The 16,313-nt window shown below is 60.4% G+C and carries 14 protein-coding genes and 1 pseudogene; 4 read left to right on the top strand and 11 right to left on the bottom strand.

Annotation, left to right across the window (positions count from 1 at the left end; translation table 11 throughout):
- Positions 1-99: 99 nt before the first annotated feature.
- Positions 100-3,597, bottom strand: a complete 3,498-nt coding sequence (gene mfd, locus ACUTJJ_RS10065; protein WP_445542029.1) for a transcription-repair coupling factor — start codon at positions 3,595-3,597, stop codon at positions 100-102.
- 4 nt (positions 3,598-3,601) lie between these two features.
- Positions 3,602-3,913: an FAD assembly factor SdhE gene (locus tag ACUTJJ_RS10060; RefSeq protein ID WP_445542028.1), complete on the bottom strand. Its 312-nt coding sequence runs from the start codon at positions 3,911-3,913 to the stop codon at positions 3,602-3,604.
- 188 nt (positions 3,914-4,101) lie between these two features.
- Here ACUTJJ_RS10060 and recG point away from each other — a divergent pair, with 188 nt between their 5' ends.
- The 4 genes from recG to ACUTJJ_RS10040 are packed head-to-tail and all read left to right on the top strand — an operon-like array spanning position 4,102 to position 7,183.
- Entirely contained in the window at positions 4,102-6,207 is a 2,106-nt protein-coding gene (gene recG / locus ACUTJJ_RS10055; protein WP_445542049.1) for an ATP-dependent DNA helicase RecG, read from the top strand.
- A gap of 11 nt (positions 6,208-6,218) precedes the next feature.
- On the top strand, positions 6,219-6,491 hold the full coding sequence (locus ACUTJJ_RS10050) for a hypothetical protein (protein WP_445542027.1): 273 nt from the start codon (positions 6,219-6,221) through the stop codon (positions 6,489-6,491).
- A gap of 54 nt (positions 6,492-6,545) precedes the next feature.
- Positions 6,546-6,803 carry a type II toxin-antitoxin system Phd/YefM family antitoxin gene (locus tag ACUTJJ_RS10045; RefSeq protein ID WP_445542026.1) on the top strand — a complete coding sequence of 86 codons (258 nt, stop codon included), beginning with the start codon at positions 6,546-6,548 and terminating at the stop codon, positions 6,801-6,803.
- Positions 6,800-7,183, top strand: coding sequence for a type II toxin-antitoxin system VapC family toxin (locus ACUTJJ_RS10040; protein WP_063948790.1), 384 nt, complete (start codon positions 6,800-6,802; stop codon positions 7,181-7,183). The genes ACUTJJ_RS10045 and ACUTJJ_RS10040 overlap by 4 nt, the downstream gene beginning before the upstream one ends.
- Before the next feature lies 1 nt (position 7,184).
- Here the strand turns inward: ACUTJJ_RS10040 and ACUTJJ_RS10035 are convergent, their stop codons facing one another.
- The 9 genes and pseudogenes from ACUTJJ_RS10035 to ACUTJJ_RS09995 form a co-directional block, all read right to left on the bottom strand.
- Entirely contained in the window at positions 7,185-7,853 is a 669-nt protein-coding gene (locus ACUTJJ_RS10035; protein WP_445542025.1) for a DUF502 domain-containing protein, read from the bottom strand.
- 12 nt (positions 7,854-7,865) lie between these two features.
- Positions 7,866-8,369: a GNAT family N-acetyltransferase gene (locus ACUTJJ_RS10030; RefSeq protein ID WP_063948788.1), complete on the bottom strand. Its 504-nt coding sequence runs from the start codon at positions 8,367-8,369 to the stop codon at positions 7,866-7,868.
- Positions 8,366-10,192, bottom strand: a complete 1,827-nt coding sequence (gene glmS, locus ACUTJJ_RS10025) for a glutamine--fructose-6-phosphate transaminase (isomerizing) (RefSeq protein WP_445542024.1) — start codon at positions 10,190-10,192, stop codon at positions 8,366-8,368. Before glmS ends, ACUTJJ_RS10030 begins: the two co-directional genes overlap by 4 nt.
- Positions 10,193-10,294: 102 nt before the next feature.
- A complete protein-coding gene (glmU, locus tag ACUTJJ_RS10020; RefSeq protein WP_445542023.1) occupies positions 10,295-11,656 on the bottom strand; it encodes a bifunctional UDP-N-acetylglucosamine diphosphorylase/glucosamine-1-phosphate N-acetyltransferase GlmU in 1,362 nt (453 codons plus the stop codon).
- A gap of 204 nt (positions 11,657-11,860) precedes the next feature.
- On the bottom strand, positions 11,861-12,598 hold the full coding sequence (locus ACUTJJ_RS10015; RefSeq protein ID WP_063948785.1) for a FadR/GntR family transcriptional regulator: 738 nt from the start codon (positions 12,596-12,598) through the stop codon (positions 11,861-11,863).
- A gap of 347 nt (positions 12,599-12,945) precedes the next feature.
- A complete protein-coding gene (locus ACUTJJ_RS10010) occupies positions 12,946-14,019 on the bottom strand; it encodes a BMP family ABC transporter substrate-binding protein (protein ID WP_144573986.1) in 1,074 nt (357 codons plus the stop codon).
- Between the two features lie 35 nt (positions 14,020-14,054).
- Positions 14,055-14,975 carry an ABC transporter permease gene (locus tag ACUTJJ_RS10005; RefSeq protein WP_063948783.1) on the bottom strand — a complete coding sequence of 307 codons (921 nt, stop codon included), beginning with the start codon at positions 14,973-14,975 and terminating at the stop codon, positions 14,055-14,057.
- The gene (locus ACUTJJ_RS10000) at positions 14,975-16,066 is read right to left on the bottom strand and encodes an ABC transporter permease (RefSeq protein ID WP_445542022.1); all 1,092 of its coding nucleotides are present in this window, start codon (positions 16,064-16,066) and stop codon (positions 14,975-14,977) included. Before ACUTJJ_RS10000 ends, ACUTJJ_RS10005 begins: the two co-directional genes overlap by 1 nt.
- Positions 16,056-16,313, bottom strand: a pseudogene (locus tag ACUTJJ_RS09995) (ABC transporter ATP-binding protein); the annotation flags it as partial. The pseudogene ACUTJJ_RS09995 and the gene ACUTJJ_RS10000, both read right to left, overlap by 11 nt.

The raw sequence follows: 16,313 nt of genomic DNA, 5'->3' as shown, positions 1-16,313 counted from the left end.
CCGCGTGGAGCGCATTTGTGAGTGGCCAAGGTGGGCTTGGCTTTACCCCTCTGCCCTGCCGGGCAGAAGGGGGTAAAACCAAACCCACCCAACGTCGCGTCAGGACCGAGCCAGCTCCGCCAGTTGCGTCATGATCATCGCCGCTCCCGTCAGCCGCTTTTCCGGCGTCGGCAGGTCGCGGTTGAGGAACAGGCTGTGATCGGGACGGATCTTCGCCATCGATCCCTGCTTGCCGATATACCCCACCAGCGCTGCCGGGTTCGGGAATTCCTTGTTGCGGAACTGCACCACGACGCCCTTCGGACCGGCATCCAGTTTCTCGACATTGGCAATGCGGCAGAGCGACTTGATGTAGACGATCTTGAGGAGGTGCTGCACCTCTTTCGGCAACGGGCCGAAACGGTCGATCATTTCCGCGCCGAAACCGTCGATCTCGCTGATATCCGCAAGCTCGCCAAGGCGGCGGTAAAGACCCATGCGCAGATGCAGATCAGGAACATAATCTTCCGGGATCATGACCGAGGTGCCTACAGAGATTTGCGGCGACCAGCCGCTATCCTGCACCTGCTCGTCACCCTTCACTTCTGCGACAGCTTCTTCCAGCATCTGCTGGTAAAGCTCGAAACCGACTTCCTTGATATGGCCGGATTGTTCCTCGCCGAGCAGATTGCCCGCGCCGCGAATATCAAGGTCGTGGCTCGCCAGCTGGAAACCCGCGCCGAGCGTATCGAGCGATTGAAGCACCTTCAGCCGGCGCTCGGCAGTCGTCGTCAGTACCTTGTTGACCGGCAGGGTGAAGAGCGCGAAGGCGCGCACCTTGGAACGGCCGACACGGCCGCGCAGCTGGTAAAGCTGGGCGAGACCGAACATATCGGCGCGGTGCACGATCAGCGTATTGGCCGTCGGCACGTCAAGGCCGGATTCAACGATGGTCGTCGACAGCAGCACATCGTATTTGCCGTCATAGAAGGCATTCATGATGTCTTCCAGCTCGCCCGCCGCCATCTGGCCATGCGCCACCGCCACCTTCAGCTCCGGCACATCCGACTGAAGGAAGGCGTGGATATCGGCGAGATCGGCAAGCCGCGGACAGACGTAAAAACTCTGGCCGCCGCGATAATGCTCACGCATCAGCGTCTCGCGAATGACGAGCGGATCAAACGGCGAAATGAAAGTGCGCACCGCCATGCGGTCGACAGGCGGCGTGGTGATGAGCGAGAGTTCGCGGACACCGGTCATGGCGAGCTGCAAGGTGCGCGGAATGGGCGTCGCCGATAGCGTCAGCACATGCACATCGCTTTTCAGCTCCTTCAGCCGCTCCTTGTGCTTCACGCCGAAATGTTGCTCTTCATCGATGATCAGCAGGCCGAGATTGGCAAAGCTGATACCCGCACCGAGAAGCGCGTGCGTGCCGACGACGATGTCGGTCTTGCCATCGGCGACTTCCTTTTTGGTCAGCGCCAGTTCCTTGGAACCAACAAGGCGCGACGCCTGCTGCACGCGGATGGGCAACCCGCGGAAACGCTCCGAGAAAGTCCGGAAATGCTGGCGGGCGAGCAGCGTGGTCGGCACCACGACCGCCACCTGCACGCCATTCATGGCGGCAAGGAAAGCGGCGCGCAGGGCCACTTCCGTCTTGCCGAAGCCCACGTCGCCGCAGATTAGGCGGTCCATCGGCCGGCCGGCCGCGAGATCCTCCCGCACCGCCTCGATGGCGTTCAGCTGGTCCTCGGTTTCGTCGTAGGGGAAACGCGCAGCAAACTCATCATAGAGCCCGTCCGGCGCAATGAGCTCCGGCGCATGGCGCACCAGGCGCGCGGCCGCAATGCGGATGAGCTCATCGGCCATGTCGAGAAGGCGCTTCTTGAGCTTGGCCTTGCGCATCTGCCATGCGCCGCCGCCGAGCTTGTCGAGCGTTGCCTCTGCCGCATCCGAGCCGTAACGCGAGAGAAGATCGATGTTTTCAACCGGCAGAAACAGCTTGGCATCATCGGCATAGTGCAGTTCCAGACAGGCACGCGGTGCGCCCGCCGCCTCGATGGTCTGCAAACCGACAAAACGGCCAATGCCGTGTTCCGCGTGAACGACGAGCGAGCCCTCGTCCAGCCCGGCCACTTCCGAGATAAAATCCGCACCGCGCTTGCGGCGCTTGGAGCGCCGCACCATGCGGTCGCCGAGAATATCCTGCTCGCCGATAACGGCAAGGTTTCCCGTCTCGAAACCCGCCTCAAGGCTCAGCACCGCCGAGGCGGCCTCGCCTTTGCCAAGCTTCTCCACCTCTTTCAGCGAGGCAACCGGCTTGATCTTCTCAAGCCCGTGCTCGTTCAGCACCTGCAGCAGCCGGTCGAGCGAACCTTCCGACCAGCCTGTTATCAGCACCTTCCAGCCCTGGGCGCGGCGCTCGGCTATGTGTTTCACGGCCAATGCAAAGACATTGACCCGCTCTTCGCTTTCGCCTTCGGTTGGCTGCCGCGCCCAGCGCGGGCCGACATGCGCGTCCAGCGTGGCGACGGGTCTTCCCTCGCTATCCTGCTCATTAAAGGGTGTCAGACGCACCGCATTGACGGCAGACAGGGCCGTGTCGAAATCCTTGCCGTTGAGATAAAGCTGGCCGGGAGACACGGGCTTGTAGGGCGCACCCTGCGTCGATCCTTTCGTCTCACCGGAACTGCGTCGCGCCTCGTAATAATCGAGCACCAGCTTGGACCGCTCCTTGGCCGCCTCTTTCGCCGTATGGTCCGTGACGATGCGAAAACCCTTGAGATAATCGAAGGCGGTTTCCAGCTTCTCGTAAAACAGCGGCAGCCAGTGCTCCATGCCGGCATATCGGCGGCCTTCGGAGACCGCCTGATAAAGCGCATCGTCGCGCGTCGCAGCACCGAAAAGCGAGAGGTAATTCTTGCGGAACCGGCTGATCGTATCGGGCGTCAGCGTCACTTCGCTCATCGGATTGAGGTCAAGCGACCGCGCCTGGCCGATGGTGCGCTGGCTGGCGGGATCGAAGGTGCGGATGCTCTCCAGCGTATCGCCGAAGAAATCGAGCCGCACAGGCTCTTCGGTCCCTGGCACGAAAACATCAAGAATGCCGCCGCGCACGGCGAATTCGCCCACTTCACGCACCGTCGCCACCCGGTCGAAGCCGTTGCGCTCCAGCCGCGCGGCGATATCCTCCATGCGGATCTGGTTGCCGGGCCTGGCGGAGAAGCCAAGGCTTTCGATAATGTCGCGCGGCGCCATCTTCTGCAGCATGGCGTTGACGGTAACCAGAACGATAGCCGGATGCGCTTTTTTGGCGTGACTGATGAGACCGGCAAGCGCCGCCAGACGGCGCGCCGACGTGTCGGCGCTTGGTGACACGCGGTCATAGGGAAGGCAGTCCCAGGCCGGCAGCGTCATGACCGGAATATCGGGCGCAACGAAGCCGAGGAGTTGTTCGAGATCGGCGATACGCTGGCCATCCGACATGACGTAGGCAACCGAGGTGCCTGCGCGCGCCATCTCGGCAAGCAGCAGCGCTTCCATGCCTGCGGGCACGTTTCCGATGGTCAGCGGCGTATCGGCCGACGACACCAGCTTTGCATCGAATCCGGCTATCATGGTTTCACGCTTTCACATTGTCTGCGGTGACGAGATCGAAATCGGGACGATAGGATGCGATCTTCATGAACAGGGGGGTCTGGAACTTTTCAGGAATGGCAAGGGCACCCGTCACCATCTTGACGAGGTCATTGTCTTCTTCCAACATGATGACTTCAAGCTCATCGAGCTGCTCATCGGTAAGCAGCGCGATATTGTCTTCCGCGAATTGCCCGAGAACGAGGTCCATCTCGCGAATGCCGCGGTGCCAGCAGCGGTAAAGTATCCGCCGGCGTCTCGGATCGAGATCGGCGCTCGTGCGCACCAGTCCAGTCATCGCATTCACCTTTCGGTTGACCATTCAACAGCATGTTGATCGCGACCTCCTATAGAACAGGAGGCGAACGCTTGGGAACCGGTTTTTATCGAAATAATGCCACGGCCGCGAAAATCTGCCGGTGATAACCCGGCTTTGTGACCCGCGAAGTCTTGCATAAGCCATTCCCTTCCCCGATTTTGCTGGCCATGCGCCCGGCCATTCTCGATCCGCTGTTTGCCTCCGTTTCCACGCTCGCCGGCGTGGGGCCGAAGCTTGCCGATCTCCTGGCGAAACTTCTGGGGCGGGAGAGTGCGGACGATACGCGCGTCATTGACCTTTTGTTCCATGCGCCCTCCAATGTCATCGACCGGCGGAACCGCCCCGGCATCGCGCTCGCAGCCCCGGGCGCCATTGTCACCATTCAGGGACGCATTGACCGACACCAGCCGCCACCGCCGGGTAACCGCTCCGCCCCCTATCGCGTCTTCCTGCATGACGAAACCGGCGAACTGGCTCTGACCTTCTTCCGCGCCAAGGGTGACTGGCTGTCCAAGGCCCTGCCTGTCGATGAACAGGTTCTGGTCAGCGGCAAGGTGGACTGGTTCAACGGCCGCGCCTCCATGGTGCACCCGGATTTCATGGTGAAGCTTTCCGAGGCGGACAACCTGCCTTTGGTCGAAGCCGTCTATCCCATGACCGCCGGCCTTTCCGCCAAGGTGTTGCGCAAGGCGATCGAAGGCGGGCTGTCGAAGCTGCCGGTTTTCCCGGAATGGATCGACGAGACGCTCAAGACCCGGCAGGGCTTCGGTGACGTGGCGTCCAGCTTCCGCGAATTGCACGACCCGCGCGACAGCGCCGATATCGAACCGCAAGCCCCGGCGCGCAGACGGCTTGCCTATGACGAATTCCTGGCTGGGCAATTGTCCCTGGCGCTGGTGCGCCAGCGGCTGCGCAAGGTCGCGGGCCAGCCGATCCGCGCCAAGGGTGATATAGCCGCAAAGATCCTGTCGCAACTGCCCTTCTCGCTGACGGCAAGCCAGAGCGCAGCCGTGAAGGATATCCTGATCGACATGGCCGGCGAAGACCGCATGTTGCGGCTGCTGCAAGGCGATGTCGGCGCTGGCAAGACGCTGGTAGCGTTGATGGCCATGGCGACGGCGGTGGAAGCCGGCGGACAGGCGGTGCTGATGGCGCCGACGGAAATCCTCGCCCGCCAGCACTATGCCACCATCTCCAAACTCGCCCAAGCCGTGGGCCTCACGGTGGAAGTGCTGACCGGCCGTACCAAGGGCAAGGAACGCCGCGAGATCGAGGAACGCGTCGCATCGGGTGAAGCGCAGATCGTCATCGGCACCCATGCGCTGTTTCAGGATAGCGTCACCTATAAGAACCTCGTGCTGGCCGTTGTGGATGAACAGCACCGTTTCGGCGTGCATCAGCGCCTGCGCCTCACTGCCAAGGGCATCACGCCGCATATGCTGGTGATGACCGCCACGCCCATTCCACGCACGCTGGTTCTGGCTGCCTTCGGGGACATGGATGTCTCCAAGCTCACCGAAAAACCGGCGGGCCGCAAACCCATCCAGACCGTGACGATCCCAACCGAACGCATCGGTGATATTGTCGAGAGGCTGCGCGCAGCGCTGAAGGAAGGCAAGAAGGCCTACTGGATTTGCCCGCTGGTGGAGGAGACAGAAGAGTCCGACTTGATGTCGGCGGAGGAGCGACACGCGGTTCTCTCGCAGATGCTCGGCACCAATATCGGTCTCATTCACGGACGTATGAGCGGCCCGGAGAAGGACGCCGCCATGTTGGCCTTCAAGAACGGCGAAACCCGGCTTCTGGTGGCAACGACAGTGGTGGAAGTGGGCGTCGACGTGCCTGACGCGACGATCATGGTCATCGAACATGCCGAACGTTTCGGCCTTGCCCAGCTTCACCAGCTTCGCGGCCGCGTCGGACGCGGCGACGAGGCCTCCACCTGCATCCTACTCTATAAGGGCCCGCTCAGCGAAAACGGCCGCGCACGGCTCTCCATTCTGCGCGACAGCGAAGACGGATTCCTGATCGCCGAGGAAGATTTGAAGCTGCGCGGCGAAGGGGAATTGCTCGGCACACGTCAATCAGGCACGCCAGGCTTCCGCATCGCCAGCCTCGAGGCCCACGCCGATCTTCTCGAAATCGCCCGCAAGGACGCAGCCTATGTCATCGAGCGTGATCCCGAGCTGACAGGTCCACGCGGCGATGCGCTACGCACCTTGCTCTACCTGCACCGCCGCGACGAAGCGATCCGCTTCCTGCACGCCGGCTGAAAGTGATCGCCATGAACATGATCGACCCCCGCCGCCCGCCGCCCGCCTTCCGCAAGGGATACGCGCTGTGCTCGCCGCAGAACATCCTGCAACCCGAGACATTTGCGAAGAGCGAGAAAAAGGCGATCGGCAAGATGTTCAAAAAGCCCGGCCGCAAGAAGGCTTGGAGCCTGGCGCTGGAAGAAGGCTGGAGCGTGAGGCTGGTCTATATGCGGCTTTTCGTGCCGGTGTTCCACGCCACGACCACAGAAACAGACGTGGATGATCTGGACGACGAGGATTGATATGGTCCATTGAATGGACTAATATAACGCTAACTTTAACGCCCGAGGTTAGCCGTGCAGATATCCGTGACTGATGCAAAAAGTCAGCTTACCGAACTGGTGCGCCGCGCCGAAGCCGGTGATGAGGTCATTCTCACTCGTCATGGCCACGCAGCCGTGCGGCTGGTTCCGGTCACCGTCGTGGCAGATAAAACATCCCGTAGCGCCGCGCTCGCAAAAGTGCGCGCGACTGTCGCCAACAGAGCCGATAACGGCCCGGATGCCGCGCATAGTCAGGATTTTCTCTATGACGAGCACGGCCTTCCGAAATGATCGTTATCGATACGTCGGCTCTGATGACGATCCTGCTCGATGAACCCAAAGCGGATGCCTGCGCCTCAGCGCTCGAAACGGATGAACCTCTGCTCATTTCAGCGGGGACGCTTGCGGAGGCCATGATCGTGGCGCAGCGGCGCGACCGCAGCCGGGAACTAGAGATGCTGATCGAAGGTCTGGGCGCCGAAATCAAGCCCGTCACCCCCAAATCGGCGCATGGCATTTCGGAAGCTTATCGCATTTGGGGCAAGGGCGTTCATCCTGCCGGACTGAATTTCGGCGACTGCTTTGCCTACGAGTTGGCGAAAACAGAGGGTTGCCGTTTGCTTTATGTCGGTAACGACTTTTCGCAGACGGACATCCCGGGCGTTCTCTAGATTAGACCGGCGCAATCATCTTCGGCGGCGTGAAATCCGGCGCGACGAGACCACCGGAGATCAGCAGTTTTGCCGCGTCCTCCGGGGTCATGTCCAGCATCACGATCTTGTCCTTGGGCACGAACAGCAGGAAACCCGCCGTCGGCACCGGTGTCGGCGGCAGGAACACGGCGACCATCTGTTGACCCATCTCGTTGAAGCGATGCGCAAGCTCGCCCTTTGCTTCGGACGCTACGAAGACCATCGCCCATGTGCCCGAGGACGGGAACTCGATGAGGCCGACCTTCTTGAACGAGTTCGAGTGCTCCTTCAGAACGGATTCGAACAGCTGCTTGATGCTTTTATAGATCGGCCGCACCAGCGGCATGCGGTTGAGGATGGATTCGCCGACGCCGACGATCCATTTGCCGATCAGATTATTTCCGAGGAAGCCGATGAGGGTAATGCCGATGACGGCGATCAACAGGCCAAAGCCGGGAATGGCGACATCGAAATATTGCTCGGGATCGTAACGGGCGGGGATGTAGGGCTTCACCCAGCTGTCGGCCCATTGCAGGAAGCTCCACACCAGCCACATGGTGATGGTGACGGGCGCGAGAATCAGAACGCCCGTAAGGAAGCTGTTGCGCAACCGCGTGGCAAAGGAAATTTTGGGAGAAATGTCGGTCATTTACCGTTCGCGTTAAGCGCTGTCGCTATCGAAACCCGGATGAAAACTGACAATGCCGGATGGCGTTCCCCCATGCAAGCGAAGAACTGTGAAATATTCGTCAGGAATCCCAAGGGCACCAAGGCCTTCGACGGCGCGAAAACCGAAGCGTCCATAATAATCGGGATCGCCAGCAACGACACATCCCGACGCGCTCAGCCGATCGAGCGCACCAAGCCCCTCACGCACCAGCCGTGAGCCGATGCCCTCGCCCTGCCGTTCCGGCGTCACCGAAAGCGGCGCGAGACAAAACCAGCCCGTCTCGCCGCTTGAGAGCGTCACGGGCGAAAAGCCGATATGGCCGACGATCCCTTCGCTGTCTTCGGCCACGAGCGAAACGGTGAGCGCACCGGCCTCACGCAGCCGCGCCACGATCAGATGTTCGGTCTTGTCGCTGTGGTCGACGTTACGGAAGGCTTCTTCCGTAACGCGGGCAATCGCCTCTTCGTCACCCTGCCGCTCCGGCCGGATGATCATTCCACCGTGACCGATTTTGCAAGGTTGCGCGGCTGGTCGACATCCGTCCCCATGAAAACGGCGGTATGATAGGCCAGCAACTGGATGGGCAACGAGAAGACCATCGGTGCGATCAATTCATCGACGGTCGGCAGCGTGATTGTCGCCATGGTATCGAGCTTGGAAGCAGCAGCTCCCTTCTCATCCGTGATGAAGATGATCCGGCCGCCACGGGCTGCGACCTCCTGCATGTTCGAGACGGTCTTTTCGAAGAAGCGATCATGCGGGGCGATGACGATAACAGGCATGTTCTCGTCGATGAGCGCGATGGGTCCGTGCTTCAGCTCGCCAGCGGCATAACCTTCTGCGTGAATATAGGAGATTTCCTTGAGCTTCAGCGCACCTTCCAGCGCCAGCGGAAAGCTGGTGCCCCGGCCGAGATAAAGCACGTCCTTGAAACGCGACAGATCGCGCGACAGCGCCTCGATCTGCGGTTGGATGATGTTGAGCACCTTGCTCATGATGCGTGGCATCTCGATCAGATGCTGCACGAGTTCGGTTTCCTGCCGAGGTGTGATCGTGCCGCGCGCCTTGCCGGCGGCAATCGCCAGCGACGCGAGCACGGCGAGCTGGCAGGTAAAAGCCTTGGTGGAGGCGACACCGATTTCCGGCCCGGCAAGGATCGGGAAAATCGCATCTGATTCGCGTGCGATCGTCGATTCCCGTACGTTGACGATGGCGCCGATCTTGAGATCATTTTCCTTGCAATAGCGCAGCGACGCCAGCGTATCGGCGGTCTCGCCGGATTGAGAAATGAACAACGCCGCCTGCGATGGCTGAAGCGGCATTTCGCGATAACGGAACTCGGAGGCCACATCGATTTCCACCGGCAGGCGCGCATAACGCTCGAACCAGTATTTGCCGATCAGGCCGGAAAGATAAGCCGTACCGCAGGCGGAAATCGCGAGGCCGGAAAGCCTGGCGAAATCGATGGCTTTATCGGCTTCCTTCACTGTCTTGGAGGCGAAATCCACATAATGGCTGAGCGCGTGAGAAATGACTTCCGGCTGCTCGTAGATTTCCTTTTCCATGAAGTGACGGTGGTTGCCCTTGTCGACCACATAGGCCGTCGCCTGCGAAATCTGCCGCTCGCGCTTCACCGGTCTGCCGGAGAAATCGATGATCTCAGCACCCTGACGGGTCACGATGGCACAGTCGCCATCGACCAGATAGGTGATTTCGTTGGTGAAGGGCGAGAGCGCGATGGCATCCGACCCCAGGAACATTTCTCCGCGGCCATAACCGACGGCAAGCGGCGGGCCGGAGCGCGCCGAAAGCAGCGTGCCGGGATCGTCCTTGAACATCACCACCAGCGCATAGGCGCCCGTGACGCGGTTGAGCATCTTCAGCATCGCCTCACGATGGCCAAGACCATCGCGGGTGTATTTGGCCAGAAGCTGGGCAACCACTTCCGTGTCGGTCTGGGTGGTGAAGGTGGCACCCTCGGCGATCAGTTCTTCGCGCAGTTCGGCGAAGTTCTCGATGATACCGTTATGGACGACGGCTACGCCATCGACGAAATGCGGGTGCGCGTTGGTTTCGTTTGGCACACCATGGGTCGCCCAGCGGGTGTGCGCGATGCCGACCACGCCCGGCAGCGGCTGTTCGGACACCAGCTTTTCGAGATTGAACAGCTTGCCCTCGGCACGGCGGCGATCCATCGCGCCATTGTCGATGGTGGCAACGCCGGCTGAATCGTAACCACGATATTCGAGTCGCTTCAGCGCATCGACAAGCCGTTCAGCAACGGGCTCAGTTCCGACAATTCCGACAATTCCGCACATATATATCTCCAGACGACGATCTCTTCGCCGAAACTACTCATCTTTCCCGCGCAATCAGCAATGATGCCGACGGTCAGGTTCAGTATCGTTTGGTAGCGTCCTTCAAGACGACTCCTTCTTTGCGTCCTTCAGCGCCTTTGCCCGCTCGCGGACCACCGTTGCCCGACCCGGCTTCACCTCCTGGCGCGCGCGCCCAAAAGCCAGCGCATCGGCGGGCACATCATCGGTAATGACGCTGCCGCAAGCGATATAAGCCCCCTCGCCAATCGTCACGGGTGCGACCAGCGACGAGTTCGAGCCGACGAAGCTGTTGGCGCCGATCCGCGTTTCAGCCTTGTTGTAGCCATCATAATTGCAGGTGATCGTGCCGGCGCCGATGTTGCTGCCAGCGCCGATAAAGGCATCGCCGATATAGGTCAGGTGATTGACCTTGGCGCCCTCGCCTATCTCGGCCTTTTTAACCTCGCAAAAATTGCCGACCTTGGAATTAGCGTGCAGGTTTGCCCCCGGGCGCAGCCGCGCATAGGGACCGATCTCGGCGCCTTGTGCAACATGCGCGCCTTCCAGATGCGAGAAGGCATGGATAACGACGCCGGACTCGATCGTCACCCCGGGTCCGAAGAAAACATTGGGTTCAATCAGTGTATCCTGTCCGATCACCGTATCGAAGGCCAGGAACACGGTCTCGGGCGCGATCATGGAAACGCCGTCCACCATCAATTCATGACGCCGGCGCTCCTGCCAGAGCCTTTCGATGAAGGCCAGTTCCGCGCGGTTGTTGCAGCCAACCAGTTCGGACTCCGGCGCATCGATGGCGACAGCGCGGCGGCCGAGAGAGCGGGCGATTTCCACCACGTCGGTCAGGTAATATTCGCCCTTTGCATTGCTGTTGCCGATGCGGTCAAGCAGATCAAGCGCATTGCGGCCATTGATCGCCATCAAGCCACTATTGCACCATGTGACCTTGCGCTCCGCATCGGTTGCGTCTTTTTCCTCACGGATTGCCACCAGCTCGCCATCCTTGACGAGCAACCGGCCATAACCCGTTGGACGCTCGGTATGAAATCCGATGACGGCGACATCGGCGCCGGCCGCGATGGCATCTCTCGCCCGGTCGAGCGTTGCGGACGTGATCAGCGGCACATCGCCATAGGCCACGATGACATCATCGAAGCCGCGAGCGATGGCGGCGCGGGCGGCAAGAACGGCGTGGCCCGTGCCCTTCCGCTCTGTCTGCAGGAAAGCTTCGACCTCAACACCCGGCAGGCTCGCTGCCGCCGTGACGTTTTCGGCATCCCGTCCAACCACGAGGGCCACCGTTCCCACACCCGATCCAGCCACAGCGCCGACCACATGCGCAATCATCGGACGCCCGGCGACCGGATGCAGCACCTTGGATTTCGACGACTTCATGCGCGTGCTGTCGCCCGCTGCGAGAATTACGGCTAGAGAGCTGCGCTCCATAAGACCTCCGACACCTTGTCACGACCGCAGGAAGCCGCGACGACGGCATATGTTTGACTTCGCGCCGCCGGTGGACAGGCGGACGCATCGATAATTTCATTCCGGAATTGCTATAGCGGCGGCCCGCTTAAGAAACCATGCAAATATGCACCAAATTTCCGCACCGATTTTCATCAATCGTGATCAACGCCAGAGCGAAATCATCTATTTGCGCGGGTTGCGGGCGGTGAACTCCAGCACCTGCTGGCGACCGTTTTCGATCAGCCTTTCCATCTCGCGCCGCGCCGTAACCTCGTCGCGCTGACGAAATGCCTCGACAAGTCTCAGATGGGAGGCGGAGACATCGGATATCTCGTTTGGATCGGTATCCGGGTTGCTCATCCGGAAAATGCCAACGAGCGCCGCCTTGATCAATGACCCCACCGTGCGCATGAACGGGTTGCCGGACATTTCCGTGATGAGCACGTGGAAATTCATATCCGCGAGCGCCCGTTTCTCCTTGGAATAAGCGGTATTTCCCATCTCGTTGGCATAGGCGGCGAGCCTGGTGATGTCTGCATCCTTCGCCCTGACGGCGGCGAGCGCGGCACCATAGGGTTCGAAAGCGTGGCGGATATCGTAGAGATGCAGCAGAAACTCGTCACTGACCCCGGCTTCGAAATGCCAGAGCAGCACTTCGCTGTCGAACATGTTCCAGCTGTCCCGCTCCGTTACCCGCGTTCCGATCCGCGCCTTCGGCGAAATCATTCCTTTGGCGGTCAGCGTCTTCATCGCCTCGCGCAGCACGGTGCGGGAGACTTTCAGCCGCTCCATCAACTCGGCATCACCGGGAAGAATGTCGCCAGTTTTGAAGGTGCCGGAGACAATATCCAGACCGAGTTTGTGAACGACCTGTGCATGATTGGTCCGCAGCTTTCGAAAACCGATCGCTGCATCGAGCATTCCGCGCTGCAAATGTCATGTCCTTCCGTTCGGCTGGCGATCTCAAAAAATCGCGCCAGACGCGTATATCTCAAGTCAGATTATAGTGAAAAACATCAAGTTGCGTGAAAAGCAAAGGCAAACTTCGTTCAAGCAATAAAACCAGTGAAAATAACAAAGGCCGCGCATGAATTCATGCACGGCCTGCGTTGATGAAGTGGTCGCTACTCTTTCCGGTCACGCCAGACCTGATCCGGCATCCAGCCACGACGTGTCTGCGCCGTCAAAAGACTCTTTGCGATCAGGACTTGATCGCGCTGAAGGCCGGGGATGACGGCGTGCGGATGCAGCCCAGGCGACGCGCGTCATTATTGCGGCAGCTTGTCATCCACGCCGGCGACGTAGAAGTTGAGGCCCAGCAGCACCTTGTCTTCAGCCTTTTCGCCAGCCTTCAGCCACTCCGAACCGTCCTGCTTCTTCACCGGGCCGGTGAAGGGGTGCAGTTCGCCGGACTTGATCTTGGCTTCGGTTTCCTCAGCCATCTTCTTCACGTCGTCGGGCATGTTGGTGTAGGGGGCCATGGTCAGGATGCCGTCCTTCAGGCCGTCCCAGACCGATTCGGACTTCCAGGTGCCGTCAAGAAGCGCCTGCGTGCGCTTGATGTAATAAGCGCCCCAGGTATCCTTGATCGCCGTCAGCTGCGTCTCGGGCCCGGCCTTGATCATGTCCGAAGCCTGACCGAAAGCCTTGATGCCGCGCTCGGCCGCAACCTGCATCGGCGCCGTCGTGTCGGTGTGCTGCGTCAGGATATCGACGCCCTGGTCGATCAGCGCCTTGGCGGCATCGGCTTCCTTGCCGGGGTCGAACCATGTGTTGGCCCAGACGACCTTGACCTTGAAGTCCGGATTGACGGACTGTGCGCCGAGAACGAAGGCGTCGATGCCCATCACCACTTCAGGGATCGGGAAGGATGCGATGTAACCGGCAACGCCCTTTTTCGACATTTTCGCGGCGATCTGGCCCTGAATGTAACGGCCTTCATAGAAGCGCGAATTGTAGGTCGCAACGTTCTCAGCCGTCTTGAAGCCGGTGGCATGCTCGAACTTCACCTTCGGGAATTTCTGGGCAACCTTCACGGTGGCGTCCATGAAGCCGAAGGAGGTGGTGAACACCAGCTCGCAGCCGGAACGGGCCATACGCTCGATAGCGCGTTCGGCATCCGGGCCTTCCGGAACGCTTTCGAGGAACGGCGTCTCGATCTTGTCGCCGAAGTGCTTCTGCAACTCTTCGCGGCCGATGTCATGTGCCTGCGTCCAGCCGCCATCCGTGCGGCTGCCGACATAGATGAAGCAGACCTTCTTAGCGTCTGCGGCTTCAGCGGAGGAAACAACGCCTCCAAGTGCCGCGATGGAAGCGGCAAGTGCGATGACCAGTTTTTTCATTTTTACCCCTGTTGGTTTGGAGACGTGAGAATTTTTCATCTGTCCGGCACGAAGGATTTGCCGAGAGATGCCGGTGTGTTGATCAACGTCGTGCGGCGATTATGCGAGATGATGACCAGCACGACAATGGTTGCAAGATAAGGTAGCGCCGAAAGCAGCTGCGACGGCACCCCGATGCCGAAGGCCTGCGCGTGCAGCTGTCCGATGGTGACCGCCCCGAACAGATAACCGCCAGCCAGCAGACGCCACGGACGCCAGGACGCGAAGACGACGAGCGCCAGTGCGATCCATCCGCGCCCGGCGGACATGTTTTCCACCCATTGCGGCGTATAGACGAGTGACAGCTGCGCACCGGCCAGACCGGCACAAGCGCCGCCGAACATGACGGTCAGATAACGGGTCCGGATAACGTTGATGCCGAGCGCATGGGCCGAAGCATGGCTGTCGCCGATAGCGCGGATTTTCAGGCCCGTACGGCTCTTGAACAGAAACCAGCCTATGCCGGCGACAAGCGCTATGGAGAGGTAGAAGATCAGATCCTGCCGGAAGAGGAGCGGCCCGATGAAGGGTATTTCCGACAAGACAGGAAACACGATCGGCTGCAGCTTGATGCCCGGCAGACCAACGAAGCTTTCGCCCAGCATGCCCGATACACCGAGGCCGAGAATGGTCAGCGCAAGGCCGGTCGCCACCTGGTTCGTCACCAGCGTCAGCGTCAGGAAGCCGAACAGCAGCGAAAACACCGCGCCCGAGGCAATGCCAGCGAGAATGCCGAGATAGGGCGAACCCGTCATATGCGCTGTCGCGAAAGCGCAGACCGCCCCCATGATCATCATGCCCTCGACGCCGAGATTGAGCACGCCCGAGCGCTCCACCACCAGCTCGCCAGACGCGGCTATGACGAGCGGCGTCGCGGCGGTGATGACGGTAAGGAGAATGGCCTGAAGCATATCCATCATGCCGCTCCTTCTCTGCGATGCGTCCTGCCGGAAAAAACGACACGGATGCGATAGAAGATCAGCGTGTCGCAGGAGAGCACGAAGAACAGCATCAGCCCCTGAAACACGCGCGTGACCTTGTCCGAAACACCGATCGAAAGCTGGGCTGCCTCGCCGCCGAGATAGGTCAGCGCCAGAACCAGGCCGGAGAGGATAATGCCGAGCGGATTGAGGCGGCCAAGAAAGGCGACGATGATAGCGGTAAATCCATAGCCCGGCGAAATGCTGGGCTGGAGGTGGCCGATGGAGCCGGACGCCTCCGAAATGCCGGCAAGCCCGGCCAGCGCGCCGGAAAGCAGCAGCGAAAACCACACCATGCGGCTGGAGGAGAAACCGGCAAATCGCCCTGCCCGGGCCGACTGGCCAAGCACGGTGACTTCGAAGCCCTTCAGCATGTAGCGCATCATGAACCACAGCGCGATGGCCGCAACGATGGCGAAGACGAAGCCCCAATGCGCCCGGCCGGACGCCAGCATTTCCGGCAGCACGGCGCTTTCGTTGAAGGGTTTCGTCTGCGGAAAATTATAGCCCGCCGGATCGCGCCAGATGCCGCGCGTCAACCAGTCGAGAAACAGCTGCGCGACATAGACCAGCATCAGGCTGACAAGAATTTCATTGGTGTTGAACTTGGTCTTCAACAGCGCCGGAATACCCGCATAAAGCGCGCCACCGACAGCGCCCATCACCATCATCAGCGGCAGGATAAGCGGGGAATGCCAGTCGGGATAAAGCACCGGCAGAATGGAACCGGTAATCGCACCGATGGTGAATTGCCCTTCCGCGCCGATATTCCAGTTGTTGGAGCGATAACAGATGGAAAGACCAACGCCGATCAGTATCAGCGGCGCGGCCTTGATCGCCAGCTCATGCAGCGACCAGACCTCGAGCAGCGGCTCGACGAAAAAGGCATAAAGCGCATGGGCCGGATTTTTGCCAAGCATGGCGAACATGATGGCGCCGACCAGCAGCGTCAGCACCAGCGCCAGAAGCGGCGAAAGCAGGGTAAAAAGTTTCGAGACCCCTGCGCGTTTTTCAAGTTCAATGCGCATGCTGGGCGGCTCCCGAATGTGACGTGTGAATGCCGCCCATCAATAGGCCGATCTTTTCAAGCGTCATCTCCTCCACCGGATGAACATCGGAAAGCTTGCCGTCGGAAATGACTGCGATATTGGTGGCGACCTCGAAGATTTCATCGAGATCCTGGCTGATGACGATAACGGCCGAGCCGGCCTTGGCGAGATCGACAAGCGCCTGACGGATGCGGCTTGCCGCACCCGCATCCACACCCCAGGTCGG

It is taken from the genome of Agrobacterium sp. DKPNP3 (assembly GCF_052686535.1).
This window is presented reverse-complemented; position numbering and strand designations above follow the sequence as displayed.